This window comes from Serratia sp. BNK-12 (assembly GCF_047456085.1).
GTDB lineage: Bacteria > Pseudomonadota > Gammaproteobacteria > Enterobacterales > Enterobacteriaceae > Serratia > Serratia liquefaciens.
The window spans coordinates 3,679,548-3,696,236 of the sequence record NZ_CP179896.1 but is presented as its reverse complement, the minus strand read 5'-3'; the positions used below and the strand labels follow the sequence as shown (position 1 = coordinate 3,696,236).

Annotated in this window: 18 protein-coding genes and 1 pseudogene; 10 read left to right on the top strand and 9 right to left on the bottom strand. The window is 58.2% G+C overall.

The genetic code is table 11. From position 1 onward, the window contains the following. Window positions 1-2 precede the first annotated feature (2 nt). From urtA to urtE, 5 genes are all read left to right on the top strand, one after another. On the top strand, window positions 3-1,271 hold the full coding sequence (gene urtA, locus ACMGG1_RS17195; RefSeq protein WP_020825842.1) for an urea ABC transporter substrate-binding protein: 1,269 nt from the start codon (window positions 3-5) through the stop codon (window positions 1,269-1,271). Between the two features lie 61 nt (window positions 1,272-1,332). Beyond that, a complete protein-coding gene (gene urtB / locus ACMGG1_RS17190; protein ID WP_048761414.1) occupies window positions 1,333-2,913 on the top strand; it encodes an urea ABC transporter permease subunit UrtB in 1,581 nt (526 codons plus the stop codon). Next, a complete protein-coding gene (gene urtC / locus ACMGG1_RS17185; protein WP_122077754.1) occupies window positions 2,913-3,989 on the top strand; it encodes an urea ABC transporter permease subunit UrtC in 1,077 nt (358 codons plus the stop codon). The genes urtB and urtC overlap by 1 nt, the downstream gene beginning before the upstream one ends. Further along, window positions 3,986-4,792, top strand: a complete 807-nt coding sequence (gene urtD, locus ACMGG1_RS17180) for an urea ABC transporter ATP-binding protein UrtD (RefSeq protein WP_020825845.1) — start codon at window positions 3,986-3,988, stop codon at window positions 4,790-4,792. The genes urtC and urtD overlap by 4 nt, the downstream gene beginning before the upstream one ends. A 9-nt stretch (window positions 4,793-4,801) precedes the next feature. Continuing rightward, window positions 4,802-5,500, top strand: coding sequence for an urea ABC transporter ATP-binding subunit UrtE (gene urtE, locus ACMGG1_RS17175; protein WP_020825846.1), 699 nt, complete (start codon window positions 4,802-4,804; stop codon window positions 5,498-5,500). Window positions 5,501-5,545: 45 nt separating this feature from the next. On the opposite strand, the pseudogene ACMGG1_RS17170 reads toward urtE, so the two are convergent. Both ACMGG1_RS17170 and ACMGG1_RS17165 read right to left on the bottom strand, forming a co-directional pair. Further along, a pseudogene (locus ACMGG1_RS17170) lies at window positions 5,546-5,809 on the bottom strand (type II toxin-antitoxin system RelE/ParE family toxin); the annotation flags it as partial. After that, window positions 5,794-6,057 (bottom strand): type II toxin-antitoxin system ParD family antitoxin, encoded by a 264-nt coding sequence (locus ACMGG1_RS17165; RefSeq protein ID WP_129940125.1) that lies wholly within the window; start codon window positions 6,055-6,057, stop codon window positions 5,794-5,796. The pseudogene ACMGG1_RS17170 and the gene ACMGG1_RS17165, both read right to left, overlap by 16 nt. 140 nt (window positions 6,058-6,197) lie before the next feature. Here ACMGG1_RS17165 and ACMGG1_RS17160 point away from each other — a divergent pair, with 140 nt between their 5' ends. Together ACMGG1_RS17160 and acpA are read left to right on the top strand one after the other, a co-directional pair. Further along, window positions 6,198-6,710 carry a DUF2165 family protein gene (locus ACMGG1_RS17160; protein ID WP_130015971.1) on the top strand — a complete coding sequence of 171 codons (513 nt, stop codon included), beginning with the start codon at window positions 6,198-6,200 and terminating at the stop codon, window positions 6,708-6,710. Window positions 6,711-6,879: 169 nt separating this feature from the next. Next, window positions 6,880-8,583, top strand: coding sequence for an acid phosphatase (gene acpA / locus ACMGG1_RS17155; protein WP_414160887.1), 1,704 nt, complete (start codon window positions 6,880-6,882; stop codon window positions 8,581-8,583). A gap of 21 nt (window positions 8,584-8,604) precedes the next feature. On the opposite strand, the gene ACMGG1_RS17150 is transcribed toward acpA, so the two are convergent. Continuing rightward, the gene (locus ACMGG1_RS17150) at window positions 8,605-9,117 is read right to left on the bottom strand and encodes a GNAT family N-acetyltransferase (protein ID WP_198640175.1); all 513 of its coding nucleotides are present in this window, start codon (window positions 9,115-9,117) and stop codon (window positions 8,605-8,607) included. Window positions 9,118-9,213: 96 nt separating this feature from the next. Between ACMGG1_RS17150 and ACMGG1_RS17145 the strand changes: the two genes are divergently transcribed. Next, the gene (locus ACMGG1_RS17145) at window positions 9,214-9,597 is read left to right on the top strand and encodes a hypothetical protein (protein WP_414160886.1); all 384 of its coding nucleotides are present in this window, start codon (window positions 9,214-9,216) and stop codon (window positions 9,595-9,597) included. Window positions 9,598-9,733: 136 nt separating this feature from the next. On the opposite strand, the gene ACMGG1_RS17140 is transcribed toward ACMGG1_RS17145, so the two are convergent. Next, window positions 9,734-10,948: an FAD-dependent oxidoreductase gene (locus ACMGG1_RS17140; protein WP_020825853.1), complete on the bottom strand. Its 1,215-nt coding sequence runs from the start codon at window positions 10,946-10,948 to the stop codon at window positions 9,734-9,736. A gap of 318 nt (window positions 10,949-11,266) precedes the next feature. Here ACMGG1_RS17140 and ACMGG1_RS17135 point away from each other — a divergent pair, with 318 nt between their 5' ends. After that, entirely contained in the window at window positions 11,267-12,136 is an 870-nt protein-coding gene (locus ACMGG1_RS17135; RefSeq protein WP_130015974.1) for a LysR substrate-binding domain-containing protein, read from the top strand. Here the strand turns inward: ACMGG1_RS17135 and sseA are convergent. Further along, window positions 12,133-12,978 carry a 3-mercaptopyruvate sulfurtransferase gene (gene sseA / locus ACMGG1_RS17130; RefSeq protein WP_046374167.1) on the bottom strand — a complete coding sequence of 282 codons (846 nt, stop codon included), beginning with the start codon at window positions 12,976-12,978 and terminating at the stop codon, window positions 12,133-12,135. The two genes, ACMGG1_RS17135 and sseA, sit on opposite strands and share 4 nt — an antisense overlap. A 103-nt stretch (window positions 12,979-13,081) precedes the next feature. Here sseA and ACMGG1_RS17125 point away from each other — a divergent pair, with 103 nt between their 5' ends. Beyond that, complete coding sequence (locus tag ACMGG1_RS17125) at window positions 13,082-13,498, top strand: NUDIX hydrolase (protein WP_400825192.1); 417 nt, start codon at window positions 13,082-13,084, stop codon at window positions 13,496-13,498. On the opposite strand, the gene ACMGG1_RS17120 is transcribed toward ACMGG1_RS17125, so the two are convergent. From ACMGG1_RS17120 to ACMGG1_RS17105, 4 genes are all read right to left on the bottom strand, one after another. Further along, window positions 13,495-13,995, bottom strand: a complete 501-nt coding sequence (locus tag ACMGG1_RS17120) for a DUF523 domain-containing protein (protein WP_414160885.1) — start codon at window positions 13,993-13,995, stop codon at window positions 13,495-13,497. The genes ACMGG1_RS17125 and ACMGG1_RS17120 overlap by 4 nt on opposite strands. 71 nt (window positions 13,996-14,066) lie before the next feature. Beyond that, window positions 14,067-14,741, bottom strand: a complete 675-nt coding sequence (locus ACMGG1_RS17115) for an epimerase (protein WP_020825858.1) — start codon at window positions 14,739-14,741, stop codon at window positions 14,067-14,069. Then, window positions 14,738-15,763 carry an AraC family transcriptional regulator gene (locus ACMGG1_RS17110; protein ID WP_046374163.1) on the bottom strand — a complete coding sequence of 342 codons (1,026 nt, stop codon included), beginning with the start codon at window positions 15,761-15,763 and terminating at the stop codon, window positions 14,738-14,740. Before ACMGG1_RS17110 ends, ACMGG1_RS17115 begins: the two co-directional genes overlap by 4 nt. A gap of 8 nt (window positions 15,764-15,771) precedes the next feature. Continuing rightward, a complete protein-coding gene (locus ACMGG1_RS17105; protein ID WP_262244492.1) occupies window positions 15,772-16,656 on the bottom strand; it encodes an oxidoreductase in 885 nt (294 codons plus the stop codon). Window positions 16,657-16,689 lie beyond the last annotated feature (33 nt).

Genomic DNA, 16,689 nt, shown 5'->3' with positions numbered 1-16,689 from the left:
TTATGCAACGTCGTCACTTTATAAAAGCTTTTGCGTTGTCCGCCACCGTGATCGGCATGGGGATGGCCTGGGGCGTACAGGCCGCCGACACCATCAAGGTCGGTATCCTGAGCTCGCTGTCCGGCACCATGGCGATTTCTGAAACGCCGCTGAAAGACGTGGCGCTGATGACCATCGACGATATCAACGCCAAAGGTGGCGTGTTGGGTAAAAAGCTTGAGCCGGTGGTGGTGGATCCGGCCTCCAACTGGCCGCTGTTCGCCGAGAAGGCGCGTCAGTTGTTGAGTCAGGACAAGGTGGCGGCGGTGTTTGGCTGCTGGACTTCGGTGTCGCGCAAGTCAGTGCTGCCGGTGTTTGAAGAGCTCAACGGCCTGCTGTTTTACCCGGTGCAGTACGAAGGGGAAGAGATGTCGCCGAACGTGTTCTACACCGGTGCCGCGCCTAACCAGCAGGCAATCCCGGCGGTGGAGTATCTGCTGAGTGAAGACGGCGGAGCGGCCAAACGCTTCTTCCTGTTGGGAACCGACTACGTGTATCCGCGCACCACCAACAAGATACTGCGCGCCTTCCTGCATTCGAAAGGGATCCAGGATAAAGACATTGAAGAGGTCTATACGCCGTTCGGTTACAGCGACTATCAGACCATTGTCGCCAACATTAAAAAATTCTCCGCCGGGGGCAAAACGGCGGTGATCTCCACCATCAACGGTGACTCCAACGTCCCCTTCTACAAAGAGCTGGCCAACCAGGGGATCAAGGCTACCGATGTGCCGGTGATTGCCTTCTCGGTCGGTGAAGAAGAGCTGCGCGGTATCGACACCAAACCGCTGGTGGGTAACCTGGCGGCCTGGAACTACTTCGAGTCGGTGGATAACCCGACCAACAAGCAGTTTGTCAGCGAATGGCGAGCCTACGCCAAGGCCCATAACTTGCCGAACTACGCCACCGCCGTGACCAACGACCCGATGGAAGCGACCTATGTCGGTATCCATATGTGGGCGCAGGCGGTTGAGAAGGCCGGAACTACCGACGTTGATAAGGTGCGCGCCGCCATGGCCGGACAGACCTTCGCTGCGCCATCGGGCTTTACCCTGACCATGGACGCCACCAATCACCATCTGCATAAGCCGGTGATGATCGGTGAGATTGAAGGCAACGGCCAGTTCAACGTGGTGTGGCAGACCGATGCGCCTGTTCGCGCTCAGCCGTGGAGCCCGTACATTGCCGGCAACGACAAAAAGCCGGATCACCCGGTAAAAGGCGGTCAGTAAAACCCGGTTCCCCCGCTGCGGCGGGGGCAGGCTACGACGCCCCATTGCGACGAGACACCCGATGAAACTTTTCTCTTTAAGCCAACTCAGGCCTCTGTGTTTTCTGCTGTGCTGCCTGCCGATGTTCGCGCAGGCGGGGCCGGCCGATGAATTTGCTACGGCCAATCGCACGCAGCAAGCCAAATTATTACAGGCATGGGCCACCGCGCCGGATGCTTCGCGACTGCCGCTGCTGCAAGCGCTGAAACAAGAAAGTGTGGTGATCGACGACGCCAAACATGCCTTTGTCCAGCAGGGCGAAAATTACCAGCCCTTGTCTGGCAGCGCTGCCCCGGTCGGCACACCGAAGAAGCTGTGGTTGAACAACCGGCTGCGCATCCTGATTGCCAACGCACTGTCGGCGCATCGGCTGGTCAGCGAGGACCCGGCGGTGCGTTTACAGGCGGCGCAGGCCCTGCAGCGCGAGGCGCAAAGCGATCAGTTGCCGCTGCTGACCCAGCGTTTGGCGCTGGAACAAGACAGCCGGGTGCATGAGGCATTGAGCATCGCGCTGGCGAATCTGCAACTTAACGATGCCGATGCCGGGGTACGCCTCAACGCGGTGCGCTTGCTTGGCAGCTCGGGCGATCCTGAAACGCAAACGCGCCTGCAGGCGTTGACGGAGACAGGCCATGAGCCGGACGCCGCGGTACGTGCCGAAGCGATGAAAAGCCTGAGCAGCGTGAAACATCGGCTGATGATCGGTGACCTGATCGGCCAGGCATTTACCGGTCTGTCGCTGGGTTCGATCCTGCTGTTGGCGGCGCTCGGTTTGGCAATCACCTATGGCCTGCTGGGGGTGATCAACATGGCGCACGGCGAAATGCTGATGCTCGGCGCCTATTCGGCTTATCTGGTACAGGGGCTGTTTCAGCAGTTTGCGCCGCAGTGGCTGGCGCTGTATCCGCTGGTGGCGCTGCCGGTGGCGTTCGCCATCACGGCCTGCATCGGCATGGCGCTGGAGCGCACGGTGATCCGCCACCTTTACGGCCGACCGCTGGAAACGCTGTTGGCCACCTGGGGCATTAGCCTGGTGCTGATCCAAGGGGTACGGGTGCTGTTCGGTGCGCAAAACGTGGAGGTCGCAAACCCGGCCTGGCTGTCGGGCGGTATTCAGCTCCTGCCGAATCTGGTGCTGCCGTGGAACCGCATTGCCGTCATCGTGTTTGTGGCGCTGGTCCTGATCCTCACCTGGCTGTTGCTGAATAAAACCCGACTGGGCATGAACGTGCGAGCCGTGACGCAAAACCGCGCCATGGCCGCGTGTTGCGGTGTGCCCACCGGCCGTGTCGATATGCTGGCGTTCGGGTTAGGGTCCGGCATTGCCGGGTTGGGCGGCGTAGCCTTGTCGCAGTTGGGCAACGTCGGGCCCGAGCTGGGGCAGGGTTATATCATCGACTCCTTCCTGGTGGTGGTGCTTGGCGGCGTGGGCCAGTTGGCCGGGACGGTGGTGGCGGCTTTTGGCCTCGGTATCCTCAACAAAATTCTCGAACCACAGATTGGCGCCGTGCTGGGTAAAATCCTGATCCTGGCGCTGATTGTCCTGTTTATTCAAAAGCGTCCTCAGGGGCTATTTGCCCTCAAGGGCAGGGTGAATGACTGATGAGCCAACCTTTGACTGTAACCGGGGTGCAAAAGGCCCCCCGGCTGGCGCTCGGCATCGGCGGGCTGGCGTTGCTGACGCTGTTAATCATGCCGTTTCTCGCGCTGTTACCGGCGGATCACCCGCTGGCGATCTCCACCTATACCTTGACGCTGGTAGGCAAAATTCTGTGCTATGCCGTGGTGGCGGTGGCGCTTGATCTGGTGTGGGGCTATGCCGGGTTGTTGTCCCTGGGTCATGGGCTGTTTTTCGCTCTGGGTGGCTATGCCATGGGCATGTACCTGATGCGCCAGGCGGCGGGAGAGGGCCTGCCGAGCTTTATGGCGTTCCTGTCCTGGAGCGAACTGCCCTGGTTTTGGAGCGGCACCCAGTATTTCGCCTGGGCATTGTGCCTGATTGTGCTGGTGCCGGGCGTGCTGGCTTTTGTCTTCGGCTACTTCGCCTTCCGTTCAAAAATCAAAGGCGTCTATTTTTCCATCATGACGCAGGCATTGACCTATGCCGGCATGCTGCTGTTCTTCCGCAACGAAACCGGGTTCGGCGGTAACAACGGCTTTACCGGCTTCACCACGCTGCTGGGTTTTCCGATCACCGCGACCGGCACGCGGGTGGCGCTGTTTCTGGCAACGGTGTTGTTGCTGGCGGCCAGTTTGGCGATCGGCTTTGCCCTGGCGCGCAGCAAGTTTGGCCGGGTATTAACCGCGGTGCGCGATGCGGAGAATCGCCTGACGTTTTGCGGCTACGATCCAAAAGGTTTCAAGCTGTTCGTCTGGACGCTGTCGGCGGTGCTGTGCGGCCTGGCCGGGGCGTTATATGTGCCGCAGGTGGGCATTATCAACCCGGGTGAAATGTCGCCGACCAACTCGATCGAGGCCGCTATCTGGGTGGCACTCGGCGGACGCGGCACCTTGGTGGGGCCGCTGCTCGGTGCCGGTATCGTCAACGGTGCCAAAAGTTGGTTCACCATGGCGATCCCGGAATACTGGCAGTTCTTCCTTGGCCTGATGTTTATCATCGTCACGCTGTTCTTGCCCAAAGGGGTTATCGGCCTGCTACGCAGAGGGAAATCACAATGAATTCGCTGCAAATGACCGACGAGTTGTTTACCCAACCGTTGCCGGCAGATAAACATCGCCAGCAAACCGATCCGGTGCTGTTGCTCGACAAGATCAACGTCAGCTTCGACGGTTTTCGCGCACTGAGCGATTTGTCGTTGCAGATTGGCGTAGGGGAATTGCGCTGTGTGATCGGGCCAAACGGGGCAGGGAAAACCACCTTGATGGATGTGATCACCGGCAAAACCCGGCCGGACAGCGGCAGAGTGTTTTACGATCAAACGGTCGATCTGACCGCGTTGGATCCGATGCAGATTGCCCAGGCCGGCATTGGCCGCAAGTTCCAAAAGCCTACGGTGTTTGAGGCACTGACGGTGTTCGAAAATCTTGAGATTGCCCAGAAGGCGAAGAAATCGGTGTGGGCCTGCCTGCGCGCCAGGCTGAGCGGCGAACAGCGCGACCGTATCGATGAAATGCTGAAAACCTTGCGGCTGGGCCATGAGCGACATCGGCCCGCCGGACTGCTGTCCCACGGGCAGAAGCAATTTCTTGAGATTGGCATGCTGTTGGTGCAGGAGCCGCACCTGTTGCTGCTCGACGAACCGGCAGCCGGAATGACGGATGCGGAAACCGAGTACACCGCCGAGCTGTTCCGCGCATTGGCGGGCAAGCATTCGCTGATGGTGGTAGAGCACGACATGGGCTTTGTCGAAACCATCGCCGATCATGTCACCGTACTGCATCAGGGCCAGGTGCTGGCGGAGGGCTCTTTGGCGCAGGTGCAGGCCAACGAGCAGGTGATTGAAGTCTATTTGGGGCGCTGAGGAACCACTATGTTGCAGGTTAATGAGCTGAATCAATACTACGGCGGCAGCCATATATTACGCGGCCTGTCGTTTGAGGCCCGCATCGGTGAGGTGACTTGCCTGCTGGGGCGCAACGGCGTGGGGAAAACCACGCTGCTGAAATGCCTGATGGGGCTGATCCCGGTTAAAAGCGGCACCCTCAGTTGGCAGGGAACGGCCCTTAACGGCAAAAAACCGCACCAGCGTGTACAAGCGGGGATCGCCTATGTGCCGCAGGGGCGAGAGATTTTCCCGCGCCTGACGGTAGAGGAAAACTTGCTGATGGGACTGGCGCGTTTTTCCGGCACCGAGGCACGTAAGGTGCCGGAGCATATTTATGAGTTATTCCCTGTCCTGTTGCAGATGAAAGATCGGCGCGGTGGCGATCTCTCTGGCGGGCAGCAACAGCAGTTGGCGATTGGGCGTGCGCTGGCCTGTCGGCCGCAGTTGTTGATCCTCGACGAGCCGACTGAAGGGATCCAACCTTCGGTGATCAAAGAGATCGGCGCTGTGATCAAGCAGTTGGCGGCAGGTGGTGATATGGCGATCCTGCTGGTAGAGCAGTTCTATGATTTTGCCGCCGAATTGGCAGACAGCTATCTGGTGATGTCGCGTGGCAGCATCATTCAGCGTGGGGCAGGCAGCGCGATGGAGCAGGACGGCGTACGCGGGCTGGTGGCGATATAAACGTGGGGATGACCCAATAAATTGCGTGTGGGTGGGATCCCGGGAGTGATGCAAAAGCCTGATGATTCTTACCCAATGGATATCTTCACGAAAATAAATGAGATGCCCAGTGGCTGGCAGAACGCAGAGATCTTGTGCAATCAAGGCTACGTTTCTGCCAAGCTGAAAATGGCTAAGATTATCAAATGCCTTATGAATATGGTTAAGGTAGCCTTCGGCGGCTTGTAATCCATACCGCTCCAGGCCATAGAAATAAATACTTTCCATATCATCCAGCGCTTTTGGGCGGACGACTAGTTTTCTCCGCATCCTTTTGTTTTACGCCGTATTCTTTCCATGAACACATCTCGATCCCACTCTTGGGCATCGCCACTATTTTCACCTTCGGCGATCAAGCGGCGCAGTTCTTCCAGTTTTGATGCAGCTGTACGTTCGCGCAGGGTACGTACCGATTCGCGGATGACCTCGCTTGGGGTACGGTAGTCGCCGCTGGCGACCAGGCCTTCGACAAACCCACGCAGTTCTTCACCCAGGTCTACCGTTAACGTTCTGCCCATTGTGCGCCTCCATCAATTATGTCTCTTTTGTAAGATTTGTTCTTACAATATAGTTGCTAAGATACTCCAGGAACTGACCGACTGCAAACCTCGGTCCGTTTGGATAATCGGGGATACACCTAAAATAATTAAGGATAATTATGAACGAAATCAATATCTCACGCCTGTCTTGTATCGTCCTGTCACTGTTCCCGGCCCTGTGGGGGATTTTCAGCCTGCTGAACAATACTGCGGATTTTGCCAATACCGCCCGGCATGCCGTGGGGCCCCTGCTAACTATGCAAAATACCTATCAGGTGCCCGGTCTGATGTGGCGTGCCATCACCGCGCCCTGGGCCGGAATGGTCGGGTTGGCGTTTATTACCCTGCTGGAATCTCTGGCCGGGATCGCGGCAACCTTGGGCATAGTGCTGATGGTGAAACATATGGGTCACTCTTATGCGACGTTCGCCAGAGGCAAAGCCTGGGCCATGCTGGGTGCGCTATGTGCGATTACAGTATGGGGGATCGGTTTTATGGTGGTCGCCGGCGACTGGTTTATGGCCTGGCAGGCCAAGGAGGATCCGCTGGCGGTGCAGCTGGGTGCCTTACTGTATATGGTGCCCAATACGCTGGCGCTGATGTTGTTGATGCTGCAACGGGACTCGCGATAGGCGCTGAGGGGGCGACATTTTAATAAAACTGCGGCGAAGTTCGCGAAAGTGTTGCCAAATGCTAACCTGCCGCAGTCTGTCACATTTCGTTCATAATTGTGCCATAGCATAATGACTCTTAAATAAATTGATAATAAATCAACAGGTTAAATTTTTTAAGGGAACAGGCATGAGCGATAAACCACAGAATGATTTGCCGCCGTCGGCGCAGCAGCAACCGAGCAACCCGGCGCGTCGCCGCTTTTTGGCGGGGGCGACGGCATTGGGCGTTGGCGCCTCTATTGCCCCCTTGGCCGGAGCCGCGGCGGAGGGGAACAAAAAAGTGCTGCTAAACGCTTTGCCGCAAAGTGCACAAAACTCGTTGCTGCGGCGCTATGTGAAGAATGTGGTGGTGATTTACGCCGAAAACCGCAGCTTCAACAACCTGTTCGCCAATTTCCCCGGGGTAGAAAAACCGCTGTCGGCGCTCAAGCCGGAGGAGTACCAGCAGCGCGATCGCGATGGTCAACTGCTGGATACGCTGCCGCCGATCTGGAAAGGCCTGGTGCCGAAGGCTCAGGAAGTCGGGCATGTTAACTACAAAATCGACGAAGATGCGGTTTTTACCACTCAACTGCCGAACCAGCCGTTTGTGCTGACCGGGCCGCAGGGGGAAAACCTGCCGCATGGCGTGGTAACTCGCGATTTGTGGCACGTGTTTTATCAGAACCAGATGCAGATCAACGGCGGCAAAAATGACAAATTCGTCGCCTGGGCCGATTCCGGTGCTCTGACCATGGGCTATTACGGCGACGGCGCATACAACCTGCGGCTATGGACGTTGGCGCAGGAATTTACCCTGTGCGATAACTTCTTCCAGGGGGCGTTTGGCGGCTCGTTCCTCAATCATCAGTATCTGATTTGCGCCCGCCCACCGTTCTACCCCGACGTGCAAAACTCTGTCGCCAAAGACGGCATTGCTCAGCTTGAAAGCGACGACGTGACGGACTGGCGTTTAAAGCCGCTGAGCGATTCGCCGGTCAGCGCTTCATTCGGCATTCCGCTGTTCGGCAAAAGCCTGATGACGCCGGACGGTTACGCGGTCAATACCATGGCGCCACCGTACTGGCCGTCATGGACGCAGGATGAGAAAGATCCGACGTTGGCGGATGCCACCATGCCCAACGTTATGCCGCCACAGAAACACCCGCACATTGGCGATTTGCTCAGCCAGAAAGGGATCGATTGGGCCTGGTACGCCGGTGGTTGGCAGTACGCGCTGGACAACCGCAAAGATCAGGGTGATTTCCCCGGCGCACCGGATTTTCAGTATCATCATCAACCGTTCAATTACTTTGAAAATCTGGGGCCGTCCAACCCGCAGGCGCGCGAAGCTCATTTGCGTGATGGCGGCATTGGCGATTCAACCGCCGGCAATAAATTCCTGGCGGCGGTGGAAGCGGGCACCTTGCCGCCGGTCGCTTTCTACAAGCCACAGGGCAACCTCAATATGCACGCCGGCTATTCGGATGTCGAAGCCGGAGACCGTCATATTGCCCATATTATCAATAGCCTGCGTAATGGCCCGCAGTGGGATAACAGCGTGGTGGTCATTACATTCGATGAAAACGGCGGCTGGTGGGATCACGTTGCACCGCCGCAGGGGGATCGTTGGGGACCTGGCTCGCGCATTCCAGCGTTGGTGATCTCACCGTTCGCCCGTAAGGGATATGTCGATCACCAAGTGTACGATACCGGATCCATCTTGCGATTCATCAGTCGGGTGTTTGATTTGCCAACGCTGGAAGGGCTGGCAGATCGCGATAAGGCAATGGCGACGCGTGGCCAGAAACCCTTGGGGGATCTGACCGGCACGCTGGAGTTTCCGGGTTAATCTCATGCTTGAGCGCTGGAGTTACAGCGCTTTCGACATATACCAGATGCCGATGGAACCTTGGGCGCTGGTGTAGCAGGTCTCGCCGCAAATGCTCAGCCCCTGACGTTGGTAAAAACGCTGGGCGCTGGTGTTGCGCTTTAGCACCTCCAGCCACAGCGTTGTCTGCTGGCGTTCGAGTGCCCGCTGCTGTACCTGTTCAAAAAAACGCTGGCCGTAACCCTGGCCGGCATATTCCGGCAGGAAATAGATTTTCTGCAGTTCTGCGCCCGTCTGTTGAGTGGGCGCCAGCAGGCTGTTGAAGTTCAGCCGTGCATAGCCCACCAGACGCTCGTCTTCATAGCCCAACAGCCAGCACACGTCCGGATCCTGCAGGGTCTGCTCCAGGGCTTCGACCGCAAAGTCCTGAGCCAAAAAAGCATCCAATTCCGCTTTATGGTGCCAAAGTTCGCCAAAATGGGCCTGATAAGTACGAATACCGACGTCACGAACTAGCGCTAAATCATGGCGTAAAGCCTGGCGAATACTGAACATGTAAACCTCTTGATGGATAGGAACAGGGCCGTTGGCGAGGATTTAGGCAATCCAGCGCATACTCAATATACTCAATATCCGCATACCGGAGGGAGTATGACCGAGAAACAACACACCCATCGTCGACAGGGACATCGCATGGCCATGCAGATGCTCACTGCCAATCAGCTACAGCATCTTAAGCCAAGTAAAGGTTCGGCGCGATTCCTGGTAGTTGAAATCGATCCCGATGCTCGTCAACCCCAAGGCCAGAGTCACGTCGGTAATAACACTTTGCGTAAAAAACTGACGGACATGGTCAATGACCCCGAGGTGGAGCCGAATACGGCGATGCAAATGCTGGAGATTGCGTGGGATAGGGTGACAAAGTCTGCTGGAGTGAAGGTTCCGGTAGCTGCAGTCGACATTGAAAGCGAAGCCAGTGAACCTGACGCTTTAATGGAAACGAGTTATCTATTGCTGTTAGCACGGTATCAGTAACAGATAAAAGCGTTTTAATACATCTATTCGAACTGGCCGATAGCATGGGGATGACGCTTCTGGAGGGGGTTTGAGCACGCCAATATTATCGGTTTAGCGCTTTTCCTCTCTTCTTCCTGATCCTGACTGAGCCCGATCAGTCCAAATGTTTCGGCGTCTCGCGCCTGAACCCCAGACCGATAATCCGGCCAAACAAATGTGGCAACCAACGGCTGTTGCCTACCCGGGCCATCAGTTTGGAGCTCTCGCCGGCACGGCGTTTTTTCGGCCTGCGCTGGCTCATTTTGATTTGCAGGAACTGAGTGGCTTTGGTGGGGAAGTTGCGGCGTCGCTGTACCTGCTGCAGGTGTTTTAGCTGCAAGCGCTGGCTGCGCAGCGGGGGAATGATCGCGTTGGCGGTCGCGACTGCATCCTGAATCGCCAGATTCACCCCAACGCCACCGATGGGTGACATGGCGTGCGCGGCATCGCCAATGCACAGCACGCCCGGCTTGGCCCACTGATCCAGACGATCGATGCGGATGCTGAGCAGCTTCACCTGTTGCCAACTGACGATCGTTTGCAGGCGATGATCCTGGAACGGTGCCACCTCGGCAATCTGCAGTAAAAAATTCTCCAGCCCGTCTTGTTGGATCGCCTCGAAGCTGCCTTTGTCGATCGAATAGCCACACTGCCAGTATTCACCCCGGTCGATCATGATGAAGTTTTGCTTTGGCCCGGTGTGGCCCATCGACCAGGCCGGATCGCCTTCCTGTTTATCGATTTTCATCCACAACACGTCGCGCGGTGAGCCAAAACTGTGGCTGCTGAGAGAAGCCTGTTCACGCACCACCGAGTTGCGTCCGTCGGTACCTATCACCAACTGGCAGCGAACGCGGATCGGCCCTTCCGGCGTGTCCGCCAGCACGCCGCAGACCTGGCCGCGATCGTACAACAGCTGGTGCACCTGCGCGGACTTGATCAGTGTGAATTCGGGAAAGGCGGCGGCCTTTTCTGCCAGAAAGTTGAGAAACTCCCATTGCGGCATAAAGGCGATAAATTTGCAGCGGGTTGGCAAGCGTGTGAAGTCTGCCAGCCGAATGTCACGCCCGGCGATCTCGGCATGCAGCGTTTCCGCACGCTGGTGTGGCAGAGCCAGCAATGCTTCCAGCAGGCCAAGCTGGTGCATGATTTCCAGCGTCGAGGGGTGAATGGTATCGCCGCGAAAATCACGCAGAAAATCGGCGTGTTTTTCCAGCACCGTCACGTTAATGCCAGCCCGAGCCAACAAATAGCCGAGCATCAGCCCGGCGGGGCCGCCGCCAACGATACAGCAACGGGTGACATAAGGCGTGATCAGGGACTGTGGCATAGCGGTGACCTCAACGAGTCGCATCCTGCAAATCGTTATTGAAAACTTTATTATGATAATGATTATCAATATCAAATAAGGCTGTCAACCCGTAGCACTGTGTGGTCAAAGAGTGAAAACCGATTTTTTTGCCCGTGTTCGCCTGGCGTTAGGCTTTACCTCATCCAGAATGGCCGCCCCGTCGTCACCGGCGGGCAGGGGGAAGCGTATTCCCGAGCGCCTTGCTGAAAGCGGTTGACCCGCGATGCCTGACGCGCCATCTTTATCCATAAATCGGTATTATTTTGATTAATGGTTCTTAAAAACGGGACGGTCAGTATGGGGCGTGTCACCTTTGATCTCGAAGATCTGCGCAGTTACGTTACCGGTATTGAGTTGGGCAGTTTCGCCAAAGCGGCGGAGCGGCTGGGGCGCTCAACCTCGGCAGTCAGCGCGCACCTGAAAAAGCTGGAGCAACAGGTTGGCACCCCGATTCTGCGCAAGGCCGGGCGCAACATGGTGATGACCGAGGCCGGCGAGACATTGCTGGGCTACGCCCGCCGGCTGCTGGAGCTGAACGATGAGGCCGCCGCGGCGGTGCGCGGGCTGGATTTGCATGGCCGGGTACGCTTGGGGTTACAGGAGGACTTCGGAGAAACCTTTTTGCCGCAGGTGTTGGGCAGTTTCACTCGCGCGCATCCGCGTGTGCGCATCGAAGCGCGGATCGCCCGCAATGCCGAGCTGATCGACTGGGTATTGAAAGGGGAGCTGGATTTGTCGCTGGCGTGGGACGGGGGCATCAGCACGCCATTTCACCAGGCGCTGGGGCAAAGGCAAATGCACTGGATCGCCTCGCCTGATTTTGATCTGTCGCTCTGGCGCAGTGGGCATGAACCGCTGCCGTTGGTGATGTTCGACGCCCCTTGCCTGATGCGCAGTGCGGCGACGCAGGCATTGGATCGCGCCGGGATTGCGTGGCGTGTCGCCTTTACCAGCCGTAGCCTGAATGGCGTATGGGCTGCCGTCAGCGCCGGGCTGGGAGTGACGGTACGCACCGATGCCGGGCTGCCGTCGGGAATATCCCTTCTGCCGCCCGGCATGTTACCGGCGTTAAGCCCGCTTGGCGTGGTGTTGCATCGCTCACAAGAAACTCCAACGGCGGCCATTCAGCGGTTGGCGCAAATCGTGGCCGACAGAATCAAAAACTAGTCCTGCTCGATCGGCTGATTGCCGCTCAGCGCACCCCATTCGGTCCAGGCGCCGTCATACAGTTTCACCTGTTTTGCATCGAGGGAAAGCAGGCCAAAAGCCAGCACTGCCGCAGTTACCCCGGAGCCACAGCTGGTGATGATTGGCCCGTTGAGATCGACGCCCTTGTCGCTGAAGGTTTTCTTGAGGGCTTCCAGCGATTTGAAGCGGCCGTTTTCCAGCAGTTCGCCGTAAGGAATATTGATGCTGCCGGGAATATGGCCACGGTGCAGGCCAGGGCGCGGCTCTGGGGCTTCAGCGTAAAAACGCGGCGCGGCGCGTGCGTCGAGGATCTGCACCTGCGTGTTCAGCGCCTGTTCCACCTGCTGCATAGTGACTACCGCGTCCGCGTTGAAGCGGGCGTTGAAGGTTTGCTGCGTGCGTTGCGTTGCGCCGGTTTCCAGCGGTTGGCCCAGGGCAGTCCAGCCGTTGAGGCCTTCGTCCAGCACATAAACCTGCTGCGCGCCAAAGTTACGGAAGGTCCACCAGCCGCGTGGGGCAGAGAACTGATTGCCCTCGTCATAGAACACAATGGTGTGTTGATCGCTAATGCCCAACTTGCCTGCCGCCGCGCTGAAGGCTTCCGCCGTGGGCAGCATATGCGGCAGATCGGTGTTTTTATCCGCGACGTCATCGATATCGAAGTACACCGCGCCCGGGATATGACCGCGTTCAAATTCGGCAAGCATATCTTTTTTCGGTACCAGGCCGACCGGAGACATTCTGACATCGACCACGACCAGATTTTCATCGTTGATATGTTGTGCAAGCCATTGGGGAGTAACCAGAAACGGAGAGTTCATCGTCATTGTTCGCCTGTGGTGAAAACGGTTTTTCACTATACACCAGCGCGCACTCCGATGAGGTAAGATGTTAGCTCAATGGCGAAAACGGGAGCCTGGCGGGATGACGGATAAGCATTTTGGCGGCGCGAAAATCGCGCTGTTGTGCGGCAACAGCGTGCTGACCTATCAGCGAGACGACAAGCCCGACATTCCCTGGCCTGGCTGCTGGGATCTGCCCGGTGGTGGGCGCGAAAACGAGGAAACGCCGCTGCAATGCGTGCAGCGGGAAACCCTGGAAGAGTTCGGCCTGCGGATTGCCGCGGGGCAGGTTCGTCACCAGCAGCGCTACGAGGGGATTTTCGCCGGCTATCCACCGACCTGGTTTATGCTGGGCGAAATCACCCCGCAGCAGATTGCCGCCATCCGCTTTGGCGATGAAGGGCAGCGTTGGCAGATGATGACACTCGACCGCTTTATCCATCACCCGCAGGGGATCTCCCATCTTCAGCAGCGGCTGGCGGAGCACCAGCAGCGTTAGGGACGTTCCTCGGCCTCCACCCGGGCGATCAGCGCCTCCAACTGACGGTCGGAAAAGACCTCAATGCCATTCTGACGCAGCAGTTCGGCGGTGACGCCGCTGCCGGGTTTGGTCTGGCCGCTGAAAGAACCGTCGTAGATAAATTGGCTGCCGCAGGACGGGCTGCCGTCGGTGAGCAGGGCAAAGCGGCAGCCGTGGCGCCGCGCGGTTTCCAGCGCCAGATGGGCGCCAAGCAGGTAACTGTCGGTGACGTCACCGCCGCTGATCTCCATAACCCGAGCCCGTTGCGCGAGCACCGTGGCCCCTTCGGCGGTCGGAGTGATTTCTGCTGAGGGACGTGGCGTGGAAAAGCCGGCGGCCAGTTCCGGGCAGCAAACCACCAAACGGCCTTCGCGCTGCCAGCGCAGCAGGGTGAGATGGGGCAACGGTTTATCGGAACCGTTATAGCGAACTTTAAAACCGGCCAGGCAGGCGCTGAATAAAATTTTTGACGGCATGGGTCTGTCTCTGTCGCAGTGGCGAAAGCGTGGCACAGGTGGCCCACGCGCGCGGCTTTAACATAGCAGAATCAACCCGCCGAGGGCAGGGCCAAACGGTTAATCTCCACCGGTTCAAGGATGCGCAAGTCTGTCTCGCGCCGTGCCACGGCCAACATTGCCAGTCCGATACGTTCGGTGGTGGTGACCTGATTGGGGAACAGCCGTTGGGCGCCAAACCACAGCGGTTTAAAAAGCCGGTACAGCAGATCATAAAGCCGGGTTCGGGAACGGATGCCGTGCAGCGGCACGATAACGCCAGGGCGGAACATCACCGCGTGGAACGGCAGCGCCAACAAGGCATTTTCGGTTGCGCCCTTGACCCGTGCCCACATGCTGCGGCCTTGCTCGCTGCTGTCGGTGCCGACGCCGGAGACATAAATAAAGACCATGTTCGGGTTTAACCGCGCCAGCGGGCGGCCCGCAGCCAGCGTCAGATCGTAGGTCAGGGCACGGTAGCGTGCTTCGCTCATGCCGGCGGAAGATACGCCAAGGCAGAAGAAGCAGGCGTCGTAGCCGCTGAGCTGAGTCTCCAGGGCGGACAAATCACTCAGATCGGGCAACGTCAGTTGGCGAAGCTTGGCATCGCTTTGCGCCAGTTCACTGCGGCCGATGCTCAGCACTTCCGTCACCTGCGGATCGAGCAGACATTCGCGCAGTGCGCCTTGCCCGACCATGCCGCTGGCGCCGAATATTATCACTTTCATAACCTGTTCTCCTGACGCCCGGCGATGCGTTGATGACGCCAGCGGTTCGGCGTTTGTGATTCCCATTGCATAAAGGCACGGCTAAATGAATTCAGTTCTTCGAACCCGAGCACGAAGGCAATTTCACCGGGCTCCAGATCGGTATCCGACAGCAGATGACAGGCCGTACGGTGGCGGGTTTTATCCAACAGTTGCTGATAGCTGTAGCCGTGCTGTTGCAGACGACGCTGCAGGGTGCGTGGGCTGAGGTACAGCTCGGCAGCCACGCTGTTCACGCTGGGCCGTTGTCCGCGCATGCTACGGGTGAGGATCGCCATCACCCGTGCGGGCAAACTGTCGTCCTGCTCGACCTTGGCCAACTCGGCTTCCAGCCCAGGCAGCAGCACGGCCAGCATGTCCTGGTTATAGGTGATAAAGGGCTGCTGCATCAGCGCACGATCAAACACCAGCACGTCCAACGGGGCGTCGAAGCGGATCGGACAGCTAAAATGGCGCAGCAACGGCGAAGCGGGATCGTGGTGCCGCGTCAGTTCAATCGCCCTCGGTTGAATTGCCAGGCCGGTGCCACGACGGCACAGAGTGGTGATGGACGCAAACATGGCGTCCACCAACAGTTCAGGGGCATGACCTTCGGCCATGGTCCAACGGGTGTGCAACCGCACGGCCTCGCCATCTTCCGTCAGCGTCAGTTCTTCGGGACACACCAACCGCTTGTAGCGGGCGACTTTTTGCAAGGCCTCCCCCAGCGTCGCCGAATGCAGCGCCGCGACCGAAGCGATATCGTAATGCTCCGGTGCGACGTCACTGCCGAGGCGAAGACCAAAGGCCGTATCATCGGTCAGGCGCGGGAGCGCCTGCCAAATATCAAAGAACTGCCTAGTGGAAAGCTTGACCTTTTCGCGCCCGTGGCTGAGCAGCCCGCTGGGGAGGCCGGCCAGTTGACCAAGCTTTTCAATATCCACCCCCAGCGCTTTGAGACGAATGGCTAAGGCGCTGGAGACCGGGATTTGATCGCTGCTCATGGTGTTCCTTATGATTTGCCGGCCACCAACGCCGCCATGGTTTCGTGATCCGGTTGGCTATCGTCCCGGTCGGTGCTCAGGCTGAGGTAACGGAATTTGGCATCCGCCGCTTCACGTTCGGCCTGCACCTGTCCGGCGATAAATACCGCATCGCTGCCGAGTAACAGGCGCAGCGGGGGTTCATCCATCTCGGCGATCTGCAAGATAACCTGCGCGGCCTTGGCCGGGTCGCCGGGTTGGTTGCCGTTATGCTGTTGCAAGTAGTCTAGCATGGGCCCAAGCGTTGCCTGATAAGCGGCGCTGACAGGGGCGATGGCCATTGATGAGCCGGCCCAGTCGGTGCGGAAACCGCCGGGTTCAACCAGGGTCACCTTCACGCCGAAGGGCGCAATTTCTTTTGCCAGCGATTCGGAGAAGCCTTCGACCGCCCACTTGGCGGTGTGGTAAGCGCTCAGACCCGGTACGCCAAGGCGTGCGCCTATGGTGGAGATCTGAATGATATGGCCGCTGCCCTGTTGACGCAGCACCGGTAGCGCCGCGCGGGTGACGTTAAAAACGCCATAGAAATTGGTATCGACCTGGGCGCGGAAATCGGCTTCATCGGCATCTTCCACCGGCGCGATGTTGCCATAGCCGGCATTGTTGACCACCACATCCAGTCGGCCGAAGCTGTCTATTGCTGTCTGTACCGCACGTTTGGCGGCCACGGCGTCAGTAACGTCCAACTCCACCGTGACCACTTGCTCACCGTACTGTTCCACCAGCGGCTGTAACTGCTGTGGCTGGCGTGCGGTCGCGACCAGACGGTGGCCGGCGGCCAAAACAGCCTGCGCCAACTGCTGGCCCAAACCGCGTGAACTGCCGGTAATTAACCATACCTGAGACTGAGACATAACCACCTTCCTGTACCTGCTTGTTGAAGAGGT